General features: G+C 42.6%; 19 protein-coding genes. 10 read left to right on the top strand and 9 right to left on the bottom strand.

Annotated features, from left to right (window positions below; all coding sequences use genetic code 11):
• Nucleotides 1-135 precede the first annotated feature (135 nt).
• The 6 genes from QM738_RS07160 to QM738_RS07185 all read left to right on the top strand — a co-directional run bounded on the left by QM738_RS07160 (nucleotide 136) and on the right by QM738_RS07185 (nucleotide 11,734).
• Nucleotides 136-6,603: an alpha-2-macroglobulin family protein gene (locus QM738_RS07160; RefSeq protein WP_462275997.1), complete on the top strand. Its 6,468-nt coding sequence runs from the start codon at nucleotides 136-138 to the stop codon at nucleotides 6,601-6,603.
• Nucleotides 6,604-6,793: 190 nt separating this feature from the next.
• The gene (locus QM738_RS07165; RefSeq protein WP_462275998.1) at nucleotides 6,794-7,210 is read left to right on the top strand and encodes a YMGG-like glycine zipper-containing protein; all 417 of its coding nucleotides are present in this window, start codon (nucleotides 6,794-6,796) and stop codon (nucleotides 7,208-7,210) included.
• A gap of 71 nt (nucleotides 7,211-7,281) precedes the next feature.
• Nucleotides 7,282-8,226, top strand: coding sequence for a CvpA family protein (locus QM738_RS07170; protein ID WP_462275999.1), 945 nt, complete (start codon nucleotides 7,282-7,284; stop codon nucleotides 8,224-8,226).
• Nucleotides 8,227-8,305: 79 nt separating this feature from the next.
• The gene (locus QM738_RS07175) at nucleotides 8,306-8,707 is read left to right on the top strand and encodes a hypothetical protein (RefSeq protein ID WP_462276000.1); all 402 of its coding nucleotides are present in this window, start codon (nucleotides 8,306-8,308) and stop codon (nucleotides 8,705-8,707) included.
• 142 nt (nucleotides 8,708-8,849) lie between these two features.
• Nucleotides 8,850-9,284 carry a lipocalin-like domain-containing protein gene (locus tag QM738_RS07180; RefSeq protein ID WP_462276001.1) on the top strand — a complete coding sequence of 145 codons (435 nt, stop codon included), beginning with the start codon at nucleotides 8,850-8,852 and terminating at the stop codon, nucleotides 9,282-9,284.
• 191 nt (nucleotides 9,285-9,475) lie between these two features.
• Complete coding sequence (locus QM738_RS07185; RefSeq protein WP_462276002.1) at nucleotides 9,476-11,734, top strand: cation:proton antiporter domain-containing protein; 2,259 nt, start codon at nucleotides 9,476-9,478, stop codon at nucleotides 11,732-11,734.
• A 194-nt stretch (nucleotides 11,735-11,928) separates the two neighbouring features.
• Here the strand turns inward: QM738_RS07185 and QM738_RS07190 are convergent, their stop codons facing one another.
• The 6 genes from QM738_RS07190 to QM738_RS07215 form a co-directional block, all read right to left on the bottom strand.
• Nucleotides 11,929-12,693, bottom strand: a complete 765-nt coding sequence (locus tag QM738_RS07190) for an SDR family NAD(P)-dependent oxidoreductase (RefSeq protein WP_462276003.1) — start codon at nucleotides 12,691-12,693, stop codon at nucleotides 11,929-11,931.
• Between the two features lie 154 nt (nucleotides 12,694-12,847).
• On the bottom strand, nucleotides 12,848-13,753 hold the full coding sequence (locus QM738_RS07195; RefSeq protein ID WP_462276004.1) for a helix-turn-helix domain-containing protein: 906 nt from the start codon (nucleotides 13,751-13,753) through the stop codon (nucleotides 12,848-12,850).
• A gap of 85 nt (nucleotides 13,754-13,838) precedes the next feature.
• Nucleotides 13,839-14,015 (bottom strand): DUF3606 domain-containing protein, encoded by a 177-nt coding sequence (locus QM738_RS07200; RefSeq protein WP_462276005.1) that lies wholly within the window; start codon nucleotides 14,013-14,015, stop codon nucleotides 13,839-13,841.
• Nucleotides 14,016-14,049: 34 nt separating this feature from the next.
• Complete coding sequence (locus tag QM738_RS07205) at nucleotides 14,050-15,381, bottom strand: ThiF family adenylyltransferase (RefSeq protein WP_462276006.1); 1,332 nt, start codon at nucleotides 15,379-15,381, stop codon at nucleotides 14,050-14,052.
• Nucleotides 15,378-15,716, bottom strand: a complete 339-nt coding sequence (locus QM738_RS07210; RefSeq protein WP_462276007.1) for a hypothetical protein — start codon at nucleotides 15,714-15,716, stop codon at nucleotides 15,378-15,380. Before QM738_RS07210 ends, QM738_RS07205 begins: the two co-directional genes overlap by 4 nt.
• A gap of 11 nt (nucleotides 15,717-15,727) precedes the next feature.
• Nucleotides 15,728-16,366 carry a multiubiquitin domain-containing protein gene (locus QM738_RS07215; RefSeq protein ID WP_462276008.1) on the bottom strand — a complete coding sequence of 213 codons (639 nt, stop codon included), beginning with the start codon at nucleotides 16,364-16,366 and terminating at the stop codon, nucleotides 15,728-15,730.
• 527 nt (nucleotides 16,367-16,893) lie between these two features.
• Between QM738_RS07215 and QM738_RS07220 the strand changes: the two genes are divergently transcribed.
• The gene (locus tag QM738_RS07220; protein ID WP_462276009.1) at nucleotides 16,894-17,226 is read left to right on the top strand and encodes a helix-turn-helix transcriptional regulator; all 333 of its coding nucleotides are present in this window, start codon (nucleotides 16,894-16,896) and stop codon (nucleotides 17,224-17,226) included.
• A gap of 4 nt (nucleotides 17,227-17,230) precedes the next feature.
• Nucleotides 17,231-17,755 carry an ImmA/IrrE family metallo-endopeptidase gene (locus tag QM738_RS07225; RefSeq protein ID WP_462276010.1) on the top strand — a complete coding sequence of 175 codons (525 nt, stop codon included), beginning with the start codon at nucleotides 17,231-17,233 and terminating at the stop codon, nucleotides 17,753-17,755.
• A gap of 132 nt (nucleotides 17,756-17,887) precedes the next feature.
• Here the strand turns inward: QM738_RS07225 and QM738_RS07230 are convergent, their stop codons facing one another.
• From QM738_RS07230 to QM738_RS07240, 3 genes are all read right to left on the bottom strand, one after another.
• Nucleotides 17,888-18,253 carry an XRE family transcriptional regulator gene (locus QM738_RS07230; protein ID WP_462276011.1) on the bottom strand — a complete coding sequence of 122 codons (366 nt, stop codon included), beginning with the start codon at nucleotides 18,251-18,253 and terminating at the stop codon, nucleotides 17,888-17,890.
• A 991-nt stretch (nucleotides 18,254-19,244) separates the two neighbouring features.
• Complete coding sequence (locus tag QM738_RS07235) at nucleotides 19,245-20,060, bottom strand: tetratricopeptide repeat protein (protein WP_462276704.1); 816 nt, start codon at nucleotides 20,058-20,060, stop codon at nucleotides 19,245-19,247.
• A complete protein-coding gene (locus QM738_RS07240; protein WP_462276012.1) occupies nucleotides 20,038-20,196 on the bottom strand; it encodes a hypothetical protein in 159 nt (52 codons plus the stop codon). The genes QM738_RS07235 and QM738_RS07240 overlap by 23 nt, the downstream gene beginning before the upstream one ends.
• A 229-nt stretch (nucleotides 20,197-20,425) precedes the next feature.
• On the opposite strand from QM738_RS07240, the gene QM738_RS07245 reads away from it, so the two are divergent.
• Entirely contained in the window at nucleotides 20,426-20,869 is a 444-nt protein-coding gene (locus QM738_RS07245) for a hypothetical protein (RefSeq protein ID WP_462276013.1), read from the top strand.
• Complete coding sequence (locus QM738_RS07250; protein WP_462276014.1) at nucleotides 20,836-22,008, top strand: hypothetical protein; 1,173 nt, start codon at nucleotides 20,836-20,838, stop codon at nucleotides 22,006-22,008. The genes QM738_RS07245 and QM738_RS07250 overlap by 34 nt, the downstream gene beginning before the upstream one ends.
• Nucleotides 22,009-22,010: the final 2 nt, after the last annotated feature.

Raw genomic sequence — 22,010 nt, forward strand, 5'->3', positions numbered from 1 at the left:
ATCAGTACATCGAAATTTCATTTCGATCGGTATCTCGAAATTTCATTTCGAGCAAAGCCGAAAAGAAATTTCGGCACACGAAGAAGTTGTGTATTTTACAACCGCAACGCATCATCAGGCTTAAAAGAGCTGCTTATGTCTACAAAACGGTATGTAATTCTTTCCCTTGCTATTCTTTTTTCATTAAATATTCATGCCCAGACAGAACTGAACGCAAAAACATGGTTTGAGATCGACAGTTCCCTTGCCAGAAAAAGCAACCTTACCACGCTGCGGCTAAGGGTAACAGGCCTTTACCTGCAGGCATTGCTGAACAACCAGTACCTGCACGCCGCCCGCTGCCTCAACTACCGGCTCAGGATAGATGACCTGAAGAATGAGGACAGTCTTTATTTTAAGAACTCCGCATTTATAGACAGCCTGCTGCAGCAGCCACAGCACCCGCAAATGCAGTATGCATTGCATTTGATGCAGGCGGCAAGACTCAAAAATTTTATTACCCGCTACAACCGCTTTCAGCAAAATACCTATTACCGGAAGGATATCCCTGTCAATTACGCCAGCTATAAAAATATTTCGCTGGACAGTATGGTGCAACTGCATTTTGAAACGGCCAAAACAATCGCAAAAACGATCAGCAGTTATAAAGTAGCCGATGCACTATGGTTGTCATCCGACGCTTTGCAGTTCTTGTACCAGCCCGGCCTGTACGATATAGCCATAACAGAACAACTGGCTTCGGTAAAATGGAAATATTATTACCAGCTGCCTTATGGCACCCGTGCAGCAAAATGGATGGGCCTTTCGGCAGATGATTTTATTACAAAACTGGATACGCTCAACAGCCAGCAGGAATGGCCATTGCGGGATATAAAACTGTATAAGGAATGGCTGAGCTATTATCAAAACAACCGCCCCAACTATTATTTTGTAGAAACCATATTGCGCAAGTACCTGTACGAACTGGTAAGGCTGCAAAATAAAGAAGCTGAACCATTATACGAATCGTACCTGCAGCAATTGACAAATTCACGGTACAATATTGTAAAAGCTTATAGTGTATACCAGTTGTGCCTGTTGTGGAACAGCCAGGCAGCCCGTTATTTTCCCGCATCCAACAGGCCTGTTTACAATTATCAAACAGCGTCGTACACTACGGAGGGTTTTGATACCACTTACCGCTATCATCCGGTAAAAGCATTGCAACTATTCAATGCCAACCGGCAGGTGATGGACAGCTTTGTGTACCTGAAAAATATATTGACAGGAATGGAGGAAAAAATAAAGAACCCCGACATTACACTCACCCTGCAACAGCACAATTTACCCGGCGAAACTTTTTTGGCCGAACTGAAATTCAAGAATACCGATACCTTTTATTACAGGATCGTAAGGCCCTCGGGCAGGTACCCCAGCTTTGGCACATATCCCACAAAAAACCAATGGACCGATGTGCTGCTGAAAATGCCGCTGGTAAAAGACAGTTTTATAATACTGCCCCGGCAGGATGATCGTAATTATCACAATGTATACATCCCTATGGATGCAATGCTGCCGGGCAATTACTGTATCATTCTTTCGCCAAGGCAATTGCAGGACTCTTCGGTATGGAGAAGCAACCTGTACTTTAACATTACCAATATAGCCGTAGTGAATAATGAACAACAGGTATATGTGCTGCACCGCAAAACAGGTAAACCACTGAGCGGGGCAGCCGTAACGGCCATTTATAACGAATCGGTATGGAAGAACGGCGCAAGCACCTACATCCGCCACGAAGAAAAATATACGGTGAACGACAAGGGCTTTTTTAAAGTAAAAGATGCCAACTACAAAGATCTTACTGTGGTATATGGCAATGATACACTGGTGGAAAATGTACAATACCATTCCAATGGCAGCGATGATGACGATGACGTGTACTCGAAAGATGAATACGACGACCTGGTGGACTTTTATATGACAAATGCAGTTGCTTATATTTATACCGACAGGAGTATTTACCGGCCGGGCCAGACGGTTTTTTATAAAGCCATCTTTATCACTAAAGATAAAAATACCGGCGAACCATTGGTGATGAATAAAGAGAACCTGAAGGGCAAACTGCTGGGCAGTGTATTTAAAAAACTACTGAAGGAAGAAGAACCACTGCTCTATATCAAAGATGCATTTGATAAAGAAATGGATTCGGTAAAAATAAGCCCGGATGAATATGGCGCCGTATCCGGTTCATTTAAAATACCCAAAACAGCAGCCACCGGCGAATGGAATATAGAGCCCGATTATATAGATGTGGAAATGAATACCGGCAGCTTTAAGGTGGAAGAATATAAGCGGCCCTCTTACGAAGTGCAGGTGGAAAAACCACAGAAAGAATTGAAAATGGGCGACAGCATAGTGTTTAAAGTAAAGCTGCGCTCCTTTGCCGGTGCCGCTTTAAATAATGTAAAGATCAATTATACCGTAACCCGGGCCGCCGATTTTTTTGAATATGATTCAGCCGCCGCCGCCATTACCAGCCAGCCATCGCACGAAACGATCATCGACACCACCGGCTTTACCGGCAGCAATGGCGAACTGCAGATAGTTGTATATGATACGGCAGTATTGCGAAAGTCCATCAGCCCGAAAGACAGCTGGCGTATGGGTTACGACGTGGATGTGGAAGCGGTTGATGCCACCGGTGAATCGTACGATAAATCCGCTGATATAACGGTAAGGGCTAAGCCCATTTTAATAAAAATACCATTGAACAACAGCTACGAGCGCAGCAACCTGGCTGCCCTGCTTGTATCCACTATTGATGATAATGCCGGTGAAGTAGGTAAAAAGGTGAGTGTAAAAGTGTATCGTGTTACCAAAGAAACAAAACTGTTCAACAACAGGGATTTCACCGGCGCCGATACCTGGCTGTATGATAAGAACAACCTGCAGCAACAATTTCCGTATGATAACCTGCTGAAAGAAGAACCGCAGGAAAAGAAAGAACTGGTATATGAAAAGAGTATCAATACCGCGGCAAAAGAAAAGCTGCTGCTGGATAAAGACCTGTTGACTGCAGGCGATTATACCATAGAAGCAAACTGTACTGAGAACGGGAAAATTACCGGCGAATGGAAACGGGGTTTCTTAGTATTTGATGCACAAAATAATAAACTGCCCGGCACCGGCTGGTCATTTACACAACTGCCCAACAACGCACCCGCTGCAGGCGAAAAAGTAAAATATTATTTCGGCAATTCGTGGAGCGAAGCCTATACTGTTTTTCAGCTGTTGTATTATTCCGGCGGTAAGAAAAAAACGATCCGCTCTGTTTACGAAGAACAACTGTATGCAAAAGGATTGCAGCAGTACAACCTGCAGCTGCCCGCCAATATAACCGGCGAAGTGAAACTAACGCAAATGTATATACTAAATAACCAGCTGTTTACCCACACGGAAACCATGTATATACCAGAGCCACCGAAAGACCAGCCTGAGATCATTATAGAAAAATACCGCAAGCAGCTTACGCCGGGCAGTAAAGAAACCTTTACCGTATCCATCAAAACAAAAAATGTAAATACCGCAGCACAACTGATGACCACGATGTACGACGCATCGCTGGATAAACTGGAAAAACACAAATGGGATTTTCCGAATAAAAAGGACGACCGTGGGGGGTATATTTATGCAGACTGGACCAGCAGTATCAATAATGAAAGCTATAGTTACAATGTGCCTTATTTTCCGCAGCTGTCCTATAGCCCGAAAGCAAAAAAAGGACGTACAGCGCCTTTGTGGTGGATAAACCCGCTGGACTATAGCGAAGAAGATGTAATGGGCGACTGGAATGCTGGGAATACAAGGAATAATACACAATATTTTGCGAGGTCTTTTTCTGCAAATTTTGGACCCGATAACAATTATATTTACAACTGGTCAAACAATAGTAATGATGATGGCGTGGAAGATGTACTGAAAAAATTGCCCGGCCTCAGCCTTGCTACCACACAGGGGCTGGACCAGGTGGTGGTAGTGGGTTATGGCACCAGTAAGAGAAGTGAATATACCGGGGCTATGAGCAGTGTACGTATAAGAGGTTTTTCAACAGCAGGTTTACTGGCCAACAGCCAGCCACTGATAATAGTAGACGGTGTTATTTACGAAGGCGATCTTTCAAAACTGGACCCGAAGACCCTTACTGATGGCCTTATATTGAAAGGCGCTGATGGATCTGCTGTGTATGGCGCCAGGGGAGCAACAGGTGTATTGGTATTGAGTACAAAAGGCCCGGTGATTTTACCAAAAGAACCCGAGCCCGTAATAGTGCCGCGTAAAAATTTCAATGAAACCGCTTTCTTCTTCCCGGCCATATACGCCGATAAAAAAGGGTATTATAGTTTTAATTTCACTATGCCCGAATCGGTAACGGAATGGAACTGGAAATTGCTGGCACACACTAAAAATGCAGTGTTTGCCTACGCCGAAAGAAAACTGAATACACAATTGCCGCTGATGGTACAACCCAATATGCCGCGGTTGCTGTACCAGGGCGATAAGATGGTATTGCAAAGCCGCATCAGTAACCTGGACAGCAGCAATGCAAGCGGTAAGATACAATGCAAAATAGAAGACGCCGTAACCGGCGAAGACATTACAGCAAAATTATTAGCAGCCACGCAAAATAATTTTACAGTAGCGGCAAAAGCAAATACCGCTGCTGCATTTGTGCTCACCGTTCCATCCACGCAGGTAAACCCGTTAAAGATCAGTATTACTGTACGCACACAAAACTTTGCCGATGGCGAAGAACATACCATACCGGTGCTGAGCCCCAAAGTATTTGTAAGAGATAATACGGCCTTTTATTTTAAGCAACACAAAGATACCAGCCTGCAGCTGGCCGCATTGCCTGCCGATGCTGCCATGTATGGTATAGGCGTATCCATGCCTTCCAGACCGCAGGCGGCCTTACTCTATTCGCTGCCTGAACTGGCAAATTACCCTTACGACTGTGCCGAGCAAACCATGAATAAATTATTTGCCTATACCACGGCTTATAAACTGATGCGTACGGATAAGGATACACGAACATCGTACGACTCGGCAAAGCAGTACGTGGAAAAACAGAATGCCATAATAGAAAAACTGCCTGATGAGCTGAACCAGGAAGCAATGCCCTGGCTGAACCTGGGCAACCAAACAGCACAGCAACAGAAAAAATTATTCAACCTGCTGGACACGGCCCATGCCGGCGCTATGATAATAACATTGATGGACAGGCTGCAAAAACTGCAGAATGCCGATGGCGGTATCACCTGGTTCGAGAATGGCAAAAGCAACGACTATATCTCCAGTTATGTTTTAAAGGGAATGGGTAAACTGTATGCAGAAAAACAAAACTTCCCGGCCGAAGTATTTAATAACACAGCCGTTCCGTTTTTAAATAAACTGTCCGGCTACTGCGATGCCGCCTTTGCCGCTTCGCTTAAAGAGAACAATCCCTGGTACAATGGCTTGTACTATGCTTACAGCCGCAGTTATACGCTTGCGCAGTATCCATTAAAAGACAGCCTGCAGCAACGGGTACACAACATGCTGCTGAGCCAATGGAACAAACAAAGCAACGCCAGGCACCTGAACCTATCGCTGTACAACCGGGCGCTGCTGATAATAGCATCCATCAAATTTGCCAATAACCAACAGGATAGTCTGTACAGCAATGCAGTGGCACAATTACAATCGATAGAACAACTGGCGATTGAAGATGAACAAAACGGCCTGCGCTGGAAAGAACTGGCCGATGATGACGACCTTACCAATAGTGCCGAAGAAACCATTGCACTATTGGCCGAAGCATTTGCACTGGATAATAACAGCAAGGTGAACAAAGGCATCATTAAATGGCTGCTTACCGCAAAGAACGAACACAGCTGGAGCAGTACCAAGGCCACTGCAGCCGTAATAAATGTACTGGCCAATGAAAATAAAACCGTGAGCGGCCCCACGCAAACAATAAAAGCAACAACCGGCACCGCTGCACTATCCGTATCCGACGACCTGCTGCAGGGCAGCACCTTTGGCTATGCGGCCACTGCAACAAACATAACAAGCGTACAACTTAAAAAAGAAAATGAAGCAGCAATTTCGGGTAACCTGTACCGGTACTATTTTACGGCGGCCAATAATTTAAGCTACCTGAACCACCAGGTGGAACTGACAAAGCAATGGTATAAATTAAGCAGTACCGGTGCCTGGGAACCAATAACCACAGGCAGCAGTTTAAAAATAGCCGATAAAATAAAAGTGGTCATCAGCATACAATCGGCAAAACCATTGCGCTATGTTTTTATCAACGATAAACGGGCCGCAGCGCTGGAGCCAATAGACAACAGCAGTGGTTATGATTACAATGATGGCATTGGCTTTTACCGTTCTGTAAGGGATGCAGGCACACAATTCTTTATTGATCTTATCCCCTCGGGCAAGCACCAAATTGAATACGAAATGAAAGTGGCCCACGAAGGCGTATTTACCAATGGCATAGCACAATTACAGTGCATGTACCGCCCCGACATTACTGCATACAGCAATGGCATGCAGCTTACAACTACTCAATAACACCCGCTACAACTCTATCAACAGTTTGTTAAAATGATAATAACCGCTTATGATTTATAAGCGGTTATGCATCTTTATTCAAGGCCCCTTTTTGTTTATACATTTCTTTAACAGTTTATGGCAAAGCTGGCACGGTATTGTAAACAGGGTAGTAGAAATTATATTTTATCATTTTGAAAAACTTACAAACATGAAACACTTATTACTCATTATTGCAGCGGCTACTATTATGGTGTCGTGCAAAAACAAACAACCGGATCAAACACAGGTATTATCAGCCACAGAGCAGGCAGACTACAATGAATTTGTAAAATGGAAAGCAGCCAACGAAGCAAAAGAAAAAGCTGCCGAAACAAAAACCATTACCAAAGTAGTATACGTGCCTGCAAAAGCAACCGCTGCAGCACCTGCAGTAGCAAGCGCCCCTAAAAAGAAAGGATGGAGCAAAGCTGCAAAAGGTACTGTGATAGGTGCCGGGGCAGGAGCCATAGCTGGCGCCATCATCAATAAAAAGAACAGGGCCGTGGGTGCAGTCATCGGTGGTGTACTGGGCGGTGGTATTGGATATGGAATAGGAAGGAGCCAGGATAAAAAAGATGGCAGATAAAAATTGTACATTATTGCGGAACCTTTAAACGGGTTCCGCTTTTTACTATAAGCTGTTTAAAAACAAACCAATTGAATTTTGCTGATATAATATTGATCGTAACCATTGTGCTGTTTACCTGGCTGGGTTACAAAAGCGGGTTTATCAATAGCTTCCTGGGCCTGCTGCAATGGGGCGGCGCATTAACAATGGCAGTATTATTTTACCAGCCCGTTACCGCTTTGCTCAACCGGTATTTTTTAATAGAAGAAGGCTGGCAGCGGCCACTGGCATTTGCACTGGTTTTTTTACTGGGCTTTTTATTACTGCTGTTCCTGTTTACCAGTCTTAAAAAACTCATTCCGCCTGAGGCCAGGTATTCTTATGCCAACAAACTTACAGGAATAATACCGGGCTTTTTAACCGGCATTGGCATAGCAGTGATAATGGCCAATATATTAGCCGCATCTGTATGGTTTGCCACACCCGAAAAAGAAAATAAAAGTTTCCTGCTGTCATCCATTGTAAACTCCAGCAACTGGCTGGATAGTAAAATGAGCCGGGTGTTCAACCCGCCGCAGCCGCAAAAAATATCTGGTGCACACGAGATAGATTACGTATTCTCCGACGAATTTAAAAGTGATAATTACCAGCCCGTACATGAACTGGAACAACAAATGCTGAGCATGGTAAATGCAGAAAGAACCAAACGCGGATTAAAACCACTGGTGCCCGACGCCACTTTATACCTTGCAGCCTACAATCATGCAGCCGATATGTTCAGCAAAGGATATTTTGCGCACAACACACCCGAAGGCATCGATCCCTTTCAGCGCATGAAAAAACTGGGTATTACCTATACCAGTGCAGGCGAGAACCTGGCACATTCTTACAACCTCGATTCGGCGCACAACGGATTGATGAACTCGCCCGGCCATCGTGCCAATATACTCAATGGCCATTTTGGTAAAGCAGGCATTGCAGTACTGGTAAGCCAGTCAAAAGGAATGATGGTGGTGCAGGAGTTCAGCAACTGATGCGCCCAATGGCAGTGCAGTAAAGCCTTTCATCCATTAATTAACAAAACCCAGCACAATATTTGCTTATTTTGCAGGCGTGAGAAAAGCAGCCGCCATTTTATTGTTCAGTATTTACCTGGTATCCACAGCCGAGCTGTACGAGCTGCTGAAGGTGGATGTGCTGCTGGAACATTATAAAGAAACAAAAGCCCGGCAGGGCAATATTTCCTTTGTTGATTTTTTGGTGATGCATTACGTAACTGATGATGGCAACAAGAACGATAATGACCGCGATGAACAGTTGCCCTTTAAATCGGCTACCAGTGTAGCCGCCGCCGCTTCGGCGCCGTTTATCCTGCAGCGCACCGAAGAGTTTACCTTAAAACCCTTTATTGAACAACAAGATAAACTGTACTGTTACAGTAACCCCGCCATCCTTTCTCATTATTATGGCGCTGTATGGAACCCTCCCAGGTTGCCCTTTTCAACCCCGCTTTAATTTTAAATGCTGCACCGCAACAGTTGGTTAACTGCAACTGTTGGTAAGTGCCTTCCATTGCATGGTATGCCCTTAACCGGTGATGAGCCAAACGTTTGCGTTTGCAGCAGCATTATATACCTATCCGCCAAAAACAAATAAAATGAAAAAGATTGTAAATATTCCCGCTTTATCCATCCTCATCCTGTCCATTTTTGTATCCTGTAAAAAAGATGATAACTCCGTTTCGGCACAGGCCAGCGCATTGAATGCTGCGGCCGTGCAGGGCAAATGGAAAGTAACCCTGTATAATGATAATGGTACCGATCAAACCAATCACTATACCGGCTACGAATTCCAGTTCAGCAGCAATGGTACCGTAACTGCTGCTAAAACCGGCAGTACCATTTCCGGTACCTGGAGCAGTGGCAACGACGATCACACACTCAAGTTGGTATTAAGCTTTGGCGCAACCGCCGTTTTTTCCGAACTCAACGACGACTGGCATGTAACACAGCAAACCAGCACGCTGATAAAACTGGAAGATGTGAGTGGCGGCGGCAGCGGAACAGACTACCTGACATTTGAAAAAATATAATTGTAAAAACCAGCGATCGTTCACCCGGGTAATGTATTTACAAAGCTGCAGGGTGAACGATCTTTTTTTATTGCATTTGTACAGCATAATTTTCCATTTTCACAAACGATTACCGAAATAATCGGTAGCAGTCCATTAATTTTTTATTATGTTGCAAACGTGGCTTATAATTTGTTTCCGCAAGCAGCAAAATGAAAAAATTAAAGAACAGCATATTTTATTTCCTCGTCATCGGGGGATTTTCGGCGCTCATTTATTGGGGGCTGCTGCTGGGTGCAACATTGCAAAAAAATGTAAAGACGGTTACACCTTCGGCAAATACCAGCAGGTGGCACGACTTCCTGGATGCACTTGTACACAACCTGCAACACCCGCTGGCATTGCTGCTGGCGCAGATCATCACCATTATACTGGTGGCCCGCTTGTTTGGATGGATCTGTAAAAAGATCGGGCAGCCGTCGGTGATAGGTGAGATAGTGGCAGGTATAGTACTCGGCCCCTCATTGGTAGGTTTATATTTCCCGGGCTTCAGTGCATTTTTATTTCCACCGCAATCGTTGGGCAATTTGCAATTCCTCAGCCAGATAGGATTGATACTTTTTATGTTTGTGATAGGTATGGAGCTGGACCTGAAAGTGCTCAAGAATAAAGCGCACGAAGCTGTAGTTATCAGTCATGCCAGCATCATCATTCCCTTTGCATTGGGCGTAGGGCTTGCCTATTTTATTTATCCCGGCTTTGCACCGGCGGGTATCAACTTTGCCTCCTTTGCACTCTTCACCGGTATATCATTAAGCATTACTGCATTCCCGGTGCTGGCACGCATTATACAGGAGCGGGGTATACATAAAACCCGGCTGGGCACTATTGTAATTACCTGCGCAGCGGCCGACGATATAACGGCATGGTGTATACTGGCAGCCGTAATAGCCATTGTAAAAGCAGGCTCGTTCATAAGCGCATTGTACACCATTGCACTGGCGGCGGCTTATGTGCTGCTGATGATAAAGATCGTTCGCCCATTTTTAAAACGGGTGGGCGACCTGTATACATCCAAAGAACACTTAAGCAAGGGTATCATTGCCCTCTTCTTTTTAACACTCATCATCTCTGCCTATACCACAGAAGTAATAGGCATACACGCCTTGTTTGGCGCCTTTATGGCCGGTGCTATCATGCCGCAGGAAGCAAGGTTCAGAAGCATGTTCACCGAAAAGGTGGAAGATATTGCACTGGTACTGCTGCTGCCGCTGTTTTTTGTATTTACCGGCCTGCGTACGCAAATCGGATTGCTGAATGATATTTACCTGTGGAAGATAACAGGATTGATCATACTGGTAGCCGTAACCGGTAAATTTTTGGGCAGTACACTGGCGGCACGGTTTGTAGGGCAAAACTGGAAGAACAGCCTGATCATTGGCGCATTGATGAATACCCGCGGGCTGATGGAACTGGTGGTACTGAACATTGGTTACGACCTGGGTGTATTAAAACCCGAACTGTTTGCCATGATGGTGATCATGGCACTGGTAACCACTTTTATGACGGGCCCTGCGCTGAATATTATCGGCTGGTTCTTCCGCAATAAACTGGCAGCAGAAAAAAAGATAAAGGCAGTAGGGCAATACAATATTTTGATCTCCTTTAATAATGCCGAGCGGGCACGTGCCCTGTTGCGGGTGGCGCAAAGCTTTATCAGGAAAACAAGGGGCAATGCCAGCGTAACAGCCATGCACCTGGCCCGGGTGAACGACCTGCACCTGTACAATGTGGATGAATATAAAAAAGACAGTTTTGCACCCATTATAGATGAAAGTAAAAATATCGGCCAGCCTATAAGGCCTTACTTTAAAGCTGCCGCCGATGTGGATACCGAAATAGTGGAAGTGGCCAACGAAGGGCATTTCGATCTGTTACTCATTGGCGTGGCCCGCTCTATATACGAAGGCAGCTTACTGGGACGCATACTCGGTTTTACAGCAAAGATCATCAACCCCGAGTGGCTGCTGGATAAAGTAACTGGTAAAGAAAATATTTTTGAAGATGCACCATTTGATGAGCATACCCGGATGATATTATCCCGCACCAATATACCGGTGGGGGTGTATATAGATAAGGGATTAAAAGAAGTGCAGCAGGTATTTGTGCCGGGCCTGTCCGAAAATGATGGCTGGCTGCTGCCCTACATGGAAAAGCTGCGGGTAAACAATGGCGCCACCATAACTGTGGCCGATACAAAAACCATCTTTAAAAAACTACCCATACCTATCGATGCTGCCAAAAACAAAGGCAACGCCGTGCAGTTCATTACCGAAGGCAAAATAGAAAAAACATTTCTACAGGGCCAGCACCTCATGCTCATCAGCGAAGAAAGCTGGCGCAAACTGGTGGAATCAAAAGCAGAGTGGCTAGCTGATATACCATCCACACTCATCCTCGCAAAGAAGTAGCCCGCAGATCACGCAAATTGCGCTGATGAAAAATACAAATGTTCAATATTCAATGCTCAGTGTTCAATATTCAAGTAAAGGAACCAATAAATTTGGGTGCATTTTCCACTTGAGCATTGAGTGTTGAATATTGAAAATTGAGCATTCTTCTTTTTTGCCTTTCTGCGTCATCCGCGCTATCTGCGGGCTCCTGCCTACAAATTCATTCCTCCCGATACCTCAATCCTCTGCCCATTCACCCATCTGCCTTCTTCGCTGCACAAAAATGCTACCACGCCGCCGATATCATCGGGTACGCCTGCCCGTCCGAGTGCGGTAATGCTGGCCACCATTTTATTCATATCGGCATTATCCCTTACGCGGCCGCCACCAAAATCGGTTTCAATAGCGCCGGGGGCTACCACATTGGCTGCAATACCACGGCTGCCCAGTTCTTTAGCCATATAGCGGGTCAATGTTTCAATACCGGCCTTCATAGCGCCATACGCAGCAAAGCCCGGCATACTGAACCTGGCCAGTCCGCTGGAAAGATTGATAATGCGGCCGCCATCATTCATCAGCGGCAGCGTTTTTTGTGTTAAAAAGAACACGCCTTTAAAATGGATATTGTTCAGTTCATCAAAAACCTCCTCGCTGGTATCGGCAATTAAAGCGTGCATACCAATGCCGGCATTGTTGATCAAAAAATCAAAGCGGCTGGCATTAAAAGTAGATTGTAAAGTGCTGGAAAGCGCCGTGCAGAAAGCATCAAAGCTTTTAATATCGCCTGTGTTTAATTGTAACGCAGCGGCTTTGCGGCCCAGTTGCTGTACAGCAGCCACCACTTCGTCGGCAGCAGTTTTATTGCTGTTGTAGGTAATAATAATATCGGTGCCCTTTTGCGCCAGTTGCAGCGCCATGTTTTTGCCCAGCCCACGGCTGCCACCGGTAACCAGGGCAATTTTGTTAGTTGTTGTCATTGTGTATTTGAATTTAAATTTCAAACACAAAGTTGCAACAACAATCCCACCCCACTGTTGCGCTCATCAATCCCTTCTTTGCAAAATTCAAATATCCCCCCTCAACCCGTAACCCGTAACCCGCAACCCGTAACTCATAACCCGCAACTCTCTTCTAAGCCCTAAACACCCCCGGCGCCACCCCGCTCTGCTTCCTGAAAAAATTAGAAAAATGCGCCACCTCCTCAAAGCCCAGGCTGCTGCTGATCTCCGATACATTCCAGTCGGTTTGCTTTAGTAAAATCTTGGCCTCCTGTGTAACCCTGGCACTGATCAATTCAGTAGTGGTTTTGCCCGTGGTTTCTTTCAGTACCTTATTTAAATGGTTTACATGCACCGCCAGGCGGCCGGCATAGTCTTTGGCTGTGCGCAGCTGCAGTTGCTGCCGGGGCGAATCGATGGGGAACTGCCGCTCCAGCAATTCAATAAACAGCGAACTTACCCTGGCCGAAGTCGTATGTGTGCTGGGCATGGCGGCCACAGGCTGCAGCTTTTGCCCATAATGTATCAGCTCCATTACATAGTTGCGCAGCAGGTCGTACTTAAAAGCATAGTCGCCGGCAATTTCTTTTTGCATCTTATCAAAAATCACGCTCAGCTCCGCCGCTTCCCTGGCACTTAACTGGAACACCGGGTAGCCGCCCGGCTTAAAAATAGGCAGTTCATCCAGCTGCAGGCCACTGATATTGCGGCTTAAAAACTCACCGGTAAAAATGCAGAAAACCCCGCCCTGTTTATCATCCTGCGGCACATAGTGGTAAGGCACTTTGGGCGTGGCAAACAGCAGCGCATGCTTTTCAATATCTATCACCTTATCGGCATACTCCGCCTTATTGCGGCCTTTGATAAGGCTTATTTTATAATAGCTGCGCCGGTTATACGGCATCTGGTTTTTGCTTTTTACCATCGCAATAGTATCGGCAATATTGAACACATTAAAATGCCCGATCTCCTTATTGATACCTGCGGTAAGATGCGGTGCTACTTCTTTATAAAAATCTTCGAGTGTGGAAGTTTTCATGATTGCGTGTGTTTGCGAAATTCAAAGGTAGGGAGAAAAATTAAACAGCATAGTAACAACTATGCTGTTTAAGATTGCAGAAGTATCATTTACCTAAATACCTCCTGACTGCAGCTGCTGAAACACCTACTGCATTAACTGCCGCTACTAATTGAGCTTTGGTGCAATTTAATTCTCCGCACCACCAGTTAACTTCCCAAGGTTCATGTACATTAACTTTACTTGAATCTTGAGGCCGACGTTTTGTTAAATCATCTGCCATTATATCCTCCTTTTTTAATTGTTATAAAATAATTTTATAAAGAAATAAATTGTGGCTCACCTGTATTTCCCAAATTATAATGCACACAAGTTTTTTCGACGAAACCAATTCTTACATGGTCTTGAACACTTCCAGAATTTCCATCGTATGAAAGATAAATAAGCCTATCTTTTTGCTTTGTCCATCCGGTAATTAAATCGATCAAAATACCTACGGCTGTAGAAGCTAATACACCATTTGACCAAACAACTTGTGGATGACCACCTACATCGCCATACTTAGCTGCTTCCTTTTTTAATTTCTCATCCGTTAAAAACCCAATGCACTTCATACATGGCATTCCTGGCATTGATAGAATTACCTGCCCATGTATTGATGGCGCTTCTTCAAGTATTTGATAAACATCCATTCCAATATCTAAATAAGGGATTAGATACCTCCTGCATTCTGCTTCTAACTGTTCACGCCCAATAAAAGTGTCAACACCACCAACTATGAAATCACATTCTTGCAGATCTTCTGGTTTATTTTGCCATTTATCATTTATACATTTAATATTAGAGGAAGGGAGTATTTTTTTGAAAAGCCTTTTTGCTATGGAAGTTTTAAGCATCTTGTTTTTAATATCACTAAACCATCCACCAATTAGACGATTCATATTTGTATGCTCGATTTTATCATCATCAAAAACAGTAACATTCTTAATTCCTATATGAGCTAGCTGCTGACCAACATGAGAACCACCACCGCCAAAACCTACAATACCTACTTTTACGTTTTCAAAAAACATTTGAGAATCTGGGCCTAAAAAAGATTGTCTATCATAAAGATTGCTTTTTACATGTTTTATAGGAAAAAGGAAAATTGATTTCATTGGATATCCTACTATACTTATTGATTCAGGAATTATTCTATGCCTTTTCTCATGAAGTTTTACTTCTGCTATCGCAGAATTTTGACTTAGGATTATTAATCCATGAGCCTGATTCGGAACAACATTATAAAAGCTATCAATTACATCAGGTATTTCTTTCCTGTCTGTATAGCTTAACCCGGGCTTGCCTGTATGATCATGCATATGTACATGGAATATCCCAGAACTGCTATCTAAAGCACTTTGCATAGCAGATCTTATTGCTGCGGAGTTAATTCTAGCACCAACACTACCATCTTCAATATAATTCTTATCATCTATGATTAAATACTTTGTAATGGTTATTAAAATAGTTTCGTTTTTCAATCGTTTACTCTTAGAGCAAAAGAAACCAATACGCTCAAATGCAAATTCGTGGGGTCTCAAAAGGTCTCGAAAAGCTTGCTCATAAATAGCCTTCGGTATTCTGACTTTTATTTTTGGATTTTTCATTTTCTAAAAGCTTTTAAGTGAACAAGAAGTGTTTCGGCCAACCTTAATCCTGCTGGGACATTCCAGGAAATTGCAACCCAATTTTTATCTAATAAACGTAAGTTTCCATTCCAATTGCGAGCAGGGCATCCAGTAACTATTTGACTAAAAAATAACCTTGAATTGTAACCTGTATGAGTAGTAGGACAAAGAAGCAAATCCATTTCCGATGGATTACACCCTTCGGGTAATTGATGTTGCTTAATTAAAAAGTAAGAATGACCCCCATCCTCAATAAAACTGAGGATAGGGGCAATCTGCTTTAGTTCATCAATCTGATCTTGAGGAAATTGCATAGCAGTAAATTTTAGGATGAAGCGCCGTCTCTTACGTGGCTAAAAAACTGTTCACATCCTTTAATTTCAACTTTTGCATCATCGGCCAACGGCACCAATTTTCCATCAACAAGCTGTTCAAGCTCATGCGTAGCTGGAATATTTCCTTGTTTCTTCAATTCTGCAACAGTATAAATCCCTGGCTTTACTTCGTAGCCTTTATTGTTGATTTTAATTTCAACTAATTTAGGTTGCTTATGCTTTGAATAAAAGTGTTCAATGCCTATTCTTGCCAGATCTACTTTTTCATTGTCTGCTATCTCTTCATCTTTTCCCTGCACTTTCAAAAAGACTAAAGAATCCGGAGGGATATCTCCAAGTTTTCTCAACTCTTTGCCGGTGATGAACTTTGTCCACTTGTAATCTTTTCCGTCAATTGTCAATTTAAAAGTGGGGTGACGACTTACTGTATAAAAGTGTTCAATACCAAACCTTGCCAAATCAATTTTATCATCATTTTTAATCTCTTCGTCCAATCCTTCTACTTTTAAAAAGATTAAAAAATCTTCATTGATTGAAGCTGCCTTTCTTATTTCAGCTCCTGTGATAAACTTGTTCCATTCGATGGTCCTTCCATCTAAAATAAACTTGTATGAATTTTCAACTAACATTTTTAATAATTTAAAATTTTTAAAATAAAATCCCTACTCATGTTAAACATGAAAAAAACTCAGCATTATGAGTTTGCTGATTACATTATTGTTGAAGAATTGATTTAGCCTTAATACAGTTAAATAGGTTAAGAATACCCAAGAGGAAAAATCAAAAAAACTTAGTAAAGGCTTTACGTTTTAAAAATGAGTCGCTATATTTGAATTTCCAGAAACAAATTAGGGAAACAGGGCGCTAACCTGTTTAACTTTTTTAAAACAAAAGCCAGGTGAGGATTTTCCTTGCTTGGTTTTTTATTTAAAGAACTAGTGTCAGTACAAATATAATGATATTGTTTAAATAACAAGCATGTTTGCAAAACAAGCATAGCGCATAAAAGTAAACAATTTATCCACATTGTTGCTTTTCTTTGTGAAAAACTTTTTAACTTTGTGATTAATCACAAAGTTAATCACTCAAATTCGCAGTATTCCTTGCCCCGGTAATTGAAAATTCTACTAAGGAACTATAAATAAACAAACCATATATGATTGATAACACTTCAATTCTCAATGAAATAATTGGAGGAAAAATATGTAATCTTAGAAAATTAAATGAGGATAGTCAGGTAAATCTTTCTGAAAAAATTAAAATTAGTAGATCATCAATCTCCAATATTGAAGCTGGTAGACAGGCAGCTTCATTGAGTTTATTATATGAAATCTCACAAGTATATCAATCTGAAATTTTTTCATTGCTTCCAACAGTTCAAGAATTAAATCACTATCTGGAAGAAGGAGATAATAAATTTAATGAACATCTTAAAAGCTCTGATATTAATGACGAAACCAGACAACAAATTCTAAATTTAATAAAGTAGAATTATGATCAATAGTTATGTCGAAGAAAAAGCAGAAAAGATTTTATTAGATTCAAATTGCTTTAATATACCAATTGATGTTTACAAGTGTGCTGAATATTTAGGCGTGGAGATAACATCATTAGATTTAGAAGATGATATATCTGGCTTTTTTGCTATCAAGAATAAAAAGGCACATATAGGTGTTAACAAAGCAAATAACGCCCAAAGGATTCGCTTTACAATCGGGCATGAATTAGGGCATTATATTTTGCATGCTAAAGAAACGCCATTATTTATAGACAAAGAAGAAAGTAGATTAAATAGGGATTACAACTCTAGTACAGGAGAATTGATAAAGGAAAGAGAAGCAAATGCCTTTGCAGCAGCCTTACTAATGCCGAGAAAACTTGTGATAAAAAAAATAAATGAATTGAGTGAACGAGATAATAAAACTTTAATTCGTAAGCTATCTGTGGAATTTGATGTTAACCCTAAGGCAATGGGAATTAGATTGGTCAATTTAGACATTATCGGCTACAGCCTTTGATAAAAATCTCTTTATCTAAGTCTATTCTAATAATCCTAAAGGTGTTAAAGAGGACATAAAGCTAAAAAATAAAATGCCTTAAATTACTTGCATTAGTTTTGTATTTTAAAGCCTATAAGGAATGTAGTTGCTTTAACTAGTACTTTTTAATATCCGCTCCAACAACGTCACCTTCTCCTTCTCACTCTCCAACAACCTTTCATACAATTTCTTATTCTCCTCCATCGCCTCTACAAACTTATCCAGCGGGTTAAAATTGTAATGATTGGCGTTTGCAATTGCATTATCCTTAAAATCGGTAAAAGTATTAGAGATAATATTTATTGCAGCTTCTTCATCAAAGTTCTTAATGCTCTTCACCGGCACCTTCAAATACCCCGCAATCTGCACCAGTAATTTATCATCAATCACTTCTTTAGCTTCCAGCAGCGAAACTTTTTGCTGGTTCCAGTCATCACCCAGTTCAAAGGCAAGGCCTTCCTGCTTAATGCCCATCATTTCTTCCCGATAGCAATCGGGACGTTTTTACATTGCGGCCCTGGTGTATTGTTTTTTTCCATAACAAGTAGTGTTGCGTGCTTACAAATATAGTAACAAATAAAGGGTAAATGGTTGTATAAGAAAAGAGGTTTTTTCGGAAAGAAAGATTGCAGCAGGGCTAAAAAGATATTTACAACAGGGATCATTTCGGTGGCGTTAACAAAATGATCAAAAGTGGTATCAACAGCGATTTTCTTTACCACAAAGGCACTAAGCCACTCCTAAGGAGTCCTTTGGACAAAGCTGCACAAAGAAAACTTAGTGTTACTTCGTGCCTTAGTGTCTTTGTGGCTAAAATTGGGATCGCCATTTTGCGCTACCAGGTAGCAGGCATACCTTGTAAGCGCAATATCTTCCACTTCCCGCTGAGCACCCTTGACTAATGTTATCATTTTCGTGACGCCACGAAAATGATCGGAAACTAATGTGGTATCAACAGCGGTTTTCTTTACCACAAAGGCACTAAGCCACAAAGCCGTACAAAGACCCCTTAGTGTTCCTTCCTGCCTCCGCGCCTTAGTGGTTTAAATGTACAACCCTCCCAATTACAAACTCACCATTCACTACTCACCACTCACCTTTTTTCCTTATCTTCACACTACAAGCCACAACACAAAAAAACCTGCCCCCGCACCACCCATCCCCGCGGAACAATTGCAGGAACATTACAGGACACTTACGGGACATTAACAGGACCATTACGGGACACTAACGGGACCCATGCGGGACAGAACTTGCCGCAGCATATACGCAGATACCGACAGCAACTTACCGCTAAGCCAGGGCAACTCAATACCAAACCAATACCATCCCTGTACCAACCCTATAGCAACTCCAATATATCACTGGTGCATCTGTTATGCAAAGCCCTATTACCAGCAGCAGTACCAGCAATGTGCAGGCATGTTTTTACAAGAGAGTCTATATATTAAAAGAGAACCCGGAGCTATCACATCCCCGCAGCCTTACAGTTTTTCGTTTGCAGCTCCTCCACCTCTTCGCCATACATTTTAGTATAACCGAGGCGCAGCGCTTCTTTGATATCATTGCAGGCCTGCCCGGTTTTTTTCATAGCAATATAGATAAGTGCCCGGTTGCGGAAAGCGTAGGAATTAGCGGGGTATAATTTAATAGAAGTGTTTACATCGGTGAGTGCAGACTGCAGGTCGCCCAGTTTGTATTTATTAAAAGCACGGTTGTTATAACTCAGCGCCTCTTTGGGGTCCATGGAAATTACTTTATCAAAAAAACCAATGGCCTTTTTATAGTCGCCCATTTCCTGGTATTTAAAACCAATATTGGCATAAGTACCCACAAAAGTAGGATCGATCTTTAAAATCCGGTACAGGTAATCCAGTGTTTGGTCGCCCTTGCCCACTTCATCACAAACGGCCGCCAGGTTATTAAGCGTACCTACATTCAATGAGTCGATCTTATAAGCAGCAAAAAAATCATCATAAGCGCCTTGAAAATCCCGTATATTCACCTTAGCGGCGCCGCGGTTAATATACAGGGTGAGCCTTACGGTATCCACCGTTTCAAAGCCCAGCGCTTCAGAAAAATCCTTAATGGCGTATTCCGGCTCCTGTATACTGGTAAGCAGTATCCCCCGCTGACTGTAAGCGTAAGAACTTTTAGGATAAAACTGTATCAGTTTGGTGTAAGTATTGAATGCTTCCTGGTAATCTTTTAATTTTTCCAATGCATTGGCTTTTAAAAAAAGATACTGTGCATTGGTGGAATCAAGTCTTAATGCGGCATTGATTCTCTCTTATAGAACTGGCATAATCTCCCTTATCATACAGGGCGGAGGCATTTTTGTAACGGACTTCTTTTGTTTGGGCAAAGGTATTTAAGCAAAAAAATAAAAGGGCGAACGGAAAAAATAAAAGCTGTTTCATTAAAAGGGATTTAAACTATTAAAGGGATCAAGAGGCATGAAGATAATAACAAAAAATGAAAGCCTTTGCAAATTCAATATATCAACGGGCACCGTTTGCACCACCGCCGTATCCTGTACAAAGCCTACTCACGGCACAGCATCTTTACAGCAGCGGGTAAAATACCCTGCTACGGGTACACCCGGATGTTTTTTTATCGCTATCATTACAGCCGATCATCAATATATTAATGAACTGGATACAAACCATTTACTGCAGCCAGTGGTACGAGCTGAAACAAAAAGGCCGCGACCCCATGAAGGCCCGGCTGAACGGTACTTTGTTAACAGCCGTAATGCTGCTGCTGCTATTGGCCGTAGTGGTGATACTGGGGCGAAAGTATATACCCTGGCAATTACCCTCGCATACCGGCATATCCGGCAAAGCCGTGGGCCAGGTGCTGGGCTTAGTTGGCATTGCAGTAGTAGGTGGTGTCATCAATTTTACCATTGGCAGCGAAAAGAATTATATTCAAAATGATAGCCCAGTGGGAGCAGTTGCCGGAAGAGGTATTAAAAGCCACCATCAAAAAGTCGCTGCAGTATTTTTTAATTGTATTTGCTGCATTTTTAATAGCCGTGTTTTTTATATTATAAACCGATGGAAAACAAATTGTATAAAAGCAAAGCGATAATAAAACGGGTAGTATGCTGCATAGTGGCATTGCTGCTGATAAGTAACGTACACGCACAAACGATATGTGAAAAAATGCAGGAGGTGGTGGAAGGGCTGGCAGATAAAACCGCCGCCATTGTAAAAGATAAAAAAAAGATCAGCCAGGCAGACCAGGATTACTTGGTGGGCATATTTAAAGAAACAGCCACGCAACTGGACAGGCTGATTGCCGGCAACACGGATAAAACCACGCAACTGCAATACCAGTATTGTACCGTATATATTAAAGAGCAACTGGCAGCATATATAGCCTGGTACAGTATCGCACCCTCTTACCAGCAATTGTACGATATAGTACAGCCGGTAAAAAATATAGCTTACACGCTGGACAGTGCGCTTTTAAAAGAAACCTTTTACATCATCTGCGATAAAGCAAACGGAACACATAATATTACCAATTACACCCAATATGAAACGGTGGCGCTGGACTATTATAAGATATATATGCTGGTATGCTGCCAGCTGGATAAACGGGAAGAAGCGGAGGCATTATATGCGCATGTAAAACAGCAGCGGTTTTCTGTGGGGGTTACTTCGCCTAATCGCTATCTTATAGCTTCGGCATTGATACGCCTGGAAATAGCAAAGCACGATAATTATACCAGTATATTCAACATAGCAACCGATATGCTGCATTTGTACAAGGATAATTACAGCTACGATACCACGTTGCTGAAAATGCCCTATGTATTAATAGCATTGGGCGATCCCGTAATGGCGGATAGCAGCATTGACGACCGGTCCAATGATCTGTACAAAATATACCAGTACCTGCAGTTTCACCCGGATGAGTTTTTTACAGCAGCAATAAGAAGTAACATATTAAAGCGGTCCATGCAATGCTTAACCTTACATTCCAACGCATCGGAATTACTGGAGTCGATGAAATATAATGATCACCCGGTGGTAGACAGTATTATTGCCATGGAAGATGCCGCTTTATTACAAAAAGTAATAACAATAGCCGCTACCTATGCCGACCGGGTTGGAAAACTAAGAGAACCTTATTTTTGGAAGAACCTGGAAAAACTCTACCTGAAAGCAGGCAACACCACCGCAGCCGCCGATGCAGAAAAGAAATATAAAAAGTACAAGTAAAT

It is taken from the genome of Ferruginibacter sp., assembly GCF_049840995.1.
In the GTDB taxonomy this organism is placed as follows: domain Bacteria; phylum Bacteroidota; class Bacteroidia; order Chitinophagales; family Chitinophagaceae; genus Ferruginibacter.

Bases quoted from the DNA above. Each gene is read 5' to 3' on its own strand.
- QM738_RS07160 (WP_462275997.1), top strand. From the start codon at position 136: ATGTCTACAAAACGGTATGTAATTCTTTCCCTTGCTATTCTTTTTTCA.
- QM738_RS07165 (WP_462275998.1), top strand. From the start codon at position 6,794: ATGAAACACTTATTACTCATTATTGCAGCGGCTACTATTATGGTGTCG.
- QM738_RS07180 (WP_462276001.1), top strand. From the start codon at position 8,850: ATGAAAAAGATTGTAAATATTCCCGCTTTATCCATCCTCATCCTGTCC.
- QM738_RS07185 (WP_462276002.1), top strand. From the start codon at position 9,476: ATGAAAAAATTAAAGAACAGCATATTTTATTTCCTCGTCATCGGGGGA.
- QM738_RS07190 (WP_462276003.1), bottom strand. From the start codon at position 12,693: ATGACAACAACTAACAAAATTGCCCTGGTTACCGGTGGCAGCCGTGGG.
- QM738_RS07195 (WP_462276004.1), bottom strand. From the start codon at position 13,753: ATGAAAACTTCCACACTCGAAGATTTTTATAAAGAAGTAGCACCGCAT.
- QM738_RS07200 (WP_462276005.1), bottom strand. From the start codon at position 14,015: ATGGCAGATGATTTAACAAAACGTCGGCCTCAAGATTCAAGTAAAGTT.
- QM738_RS07205 (WP_462276006.1), bottom strand. From the start codon at position 15,381: ATGAAAAATCCAAAAATAAAAGTCAGAATACCGAAGGCTATTTATGAG.
- QM738_RS07210 (WP_462276007.1), bottom strand. From the start codon at position 15,716: ATGCAATTTCCTCAAGATCAGATTGATGAACTAAAGCAGATTGCCCCT.
- QM738_RS07215 (WP_462276008.1), bottom strand. From the start codon at position 16,366: ATGTTAGTTGAAAATTCATACAAGTTTATTTTAGATGGAAGGACCATC.
- QM738_RS07220 (WP_462276009.1), top strand. From the start codon at position 16,894: ATGATTGATAACACTTCAATTCTCAATGAAATAATTGGAGGAAAAATA.
- QM738_RS07225 (WP_462276010.1), top strand. From the start codon at position 17,231: ATGATCAATAGTTATGTCGAAGAAAAAGCAGAAAAGATTTTATTAGAT.
- QM738_RS07230 (WP_462276011.1), bottom strand. From the start codon at position 18,253: ATGATGGGCATTAAGCAGGAAGGCCTTGCCTTTGAACTGGGTGATGAC.
- QM738_RS07240 (WP_462276012.1), bottom strand. From the start codon at position 20,196: ATGAAACAGCTTTTATTTTTTCCGTTCGCCCTTTTATTTTTTTGCTTA.
- QM738_RS07245 (WP_462276013.1), top strand. From the start codon at position 20,426: ATGAACTGGATACAAACCATTTACTGCAGCCAGTGGTACGAGCTGAAA.
- QM738_RS07250 (WP_462276014.1), top strand. From the start codon at position 20,836: ATGGAAAACAAATTGTATAAAAGCAAAGCGATAATAAAACGGGTAGTA.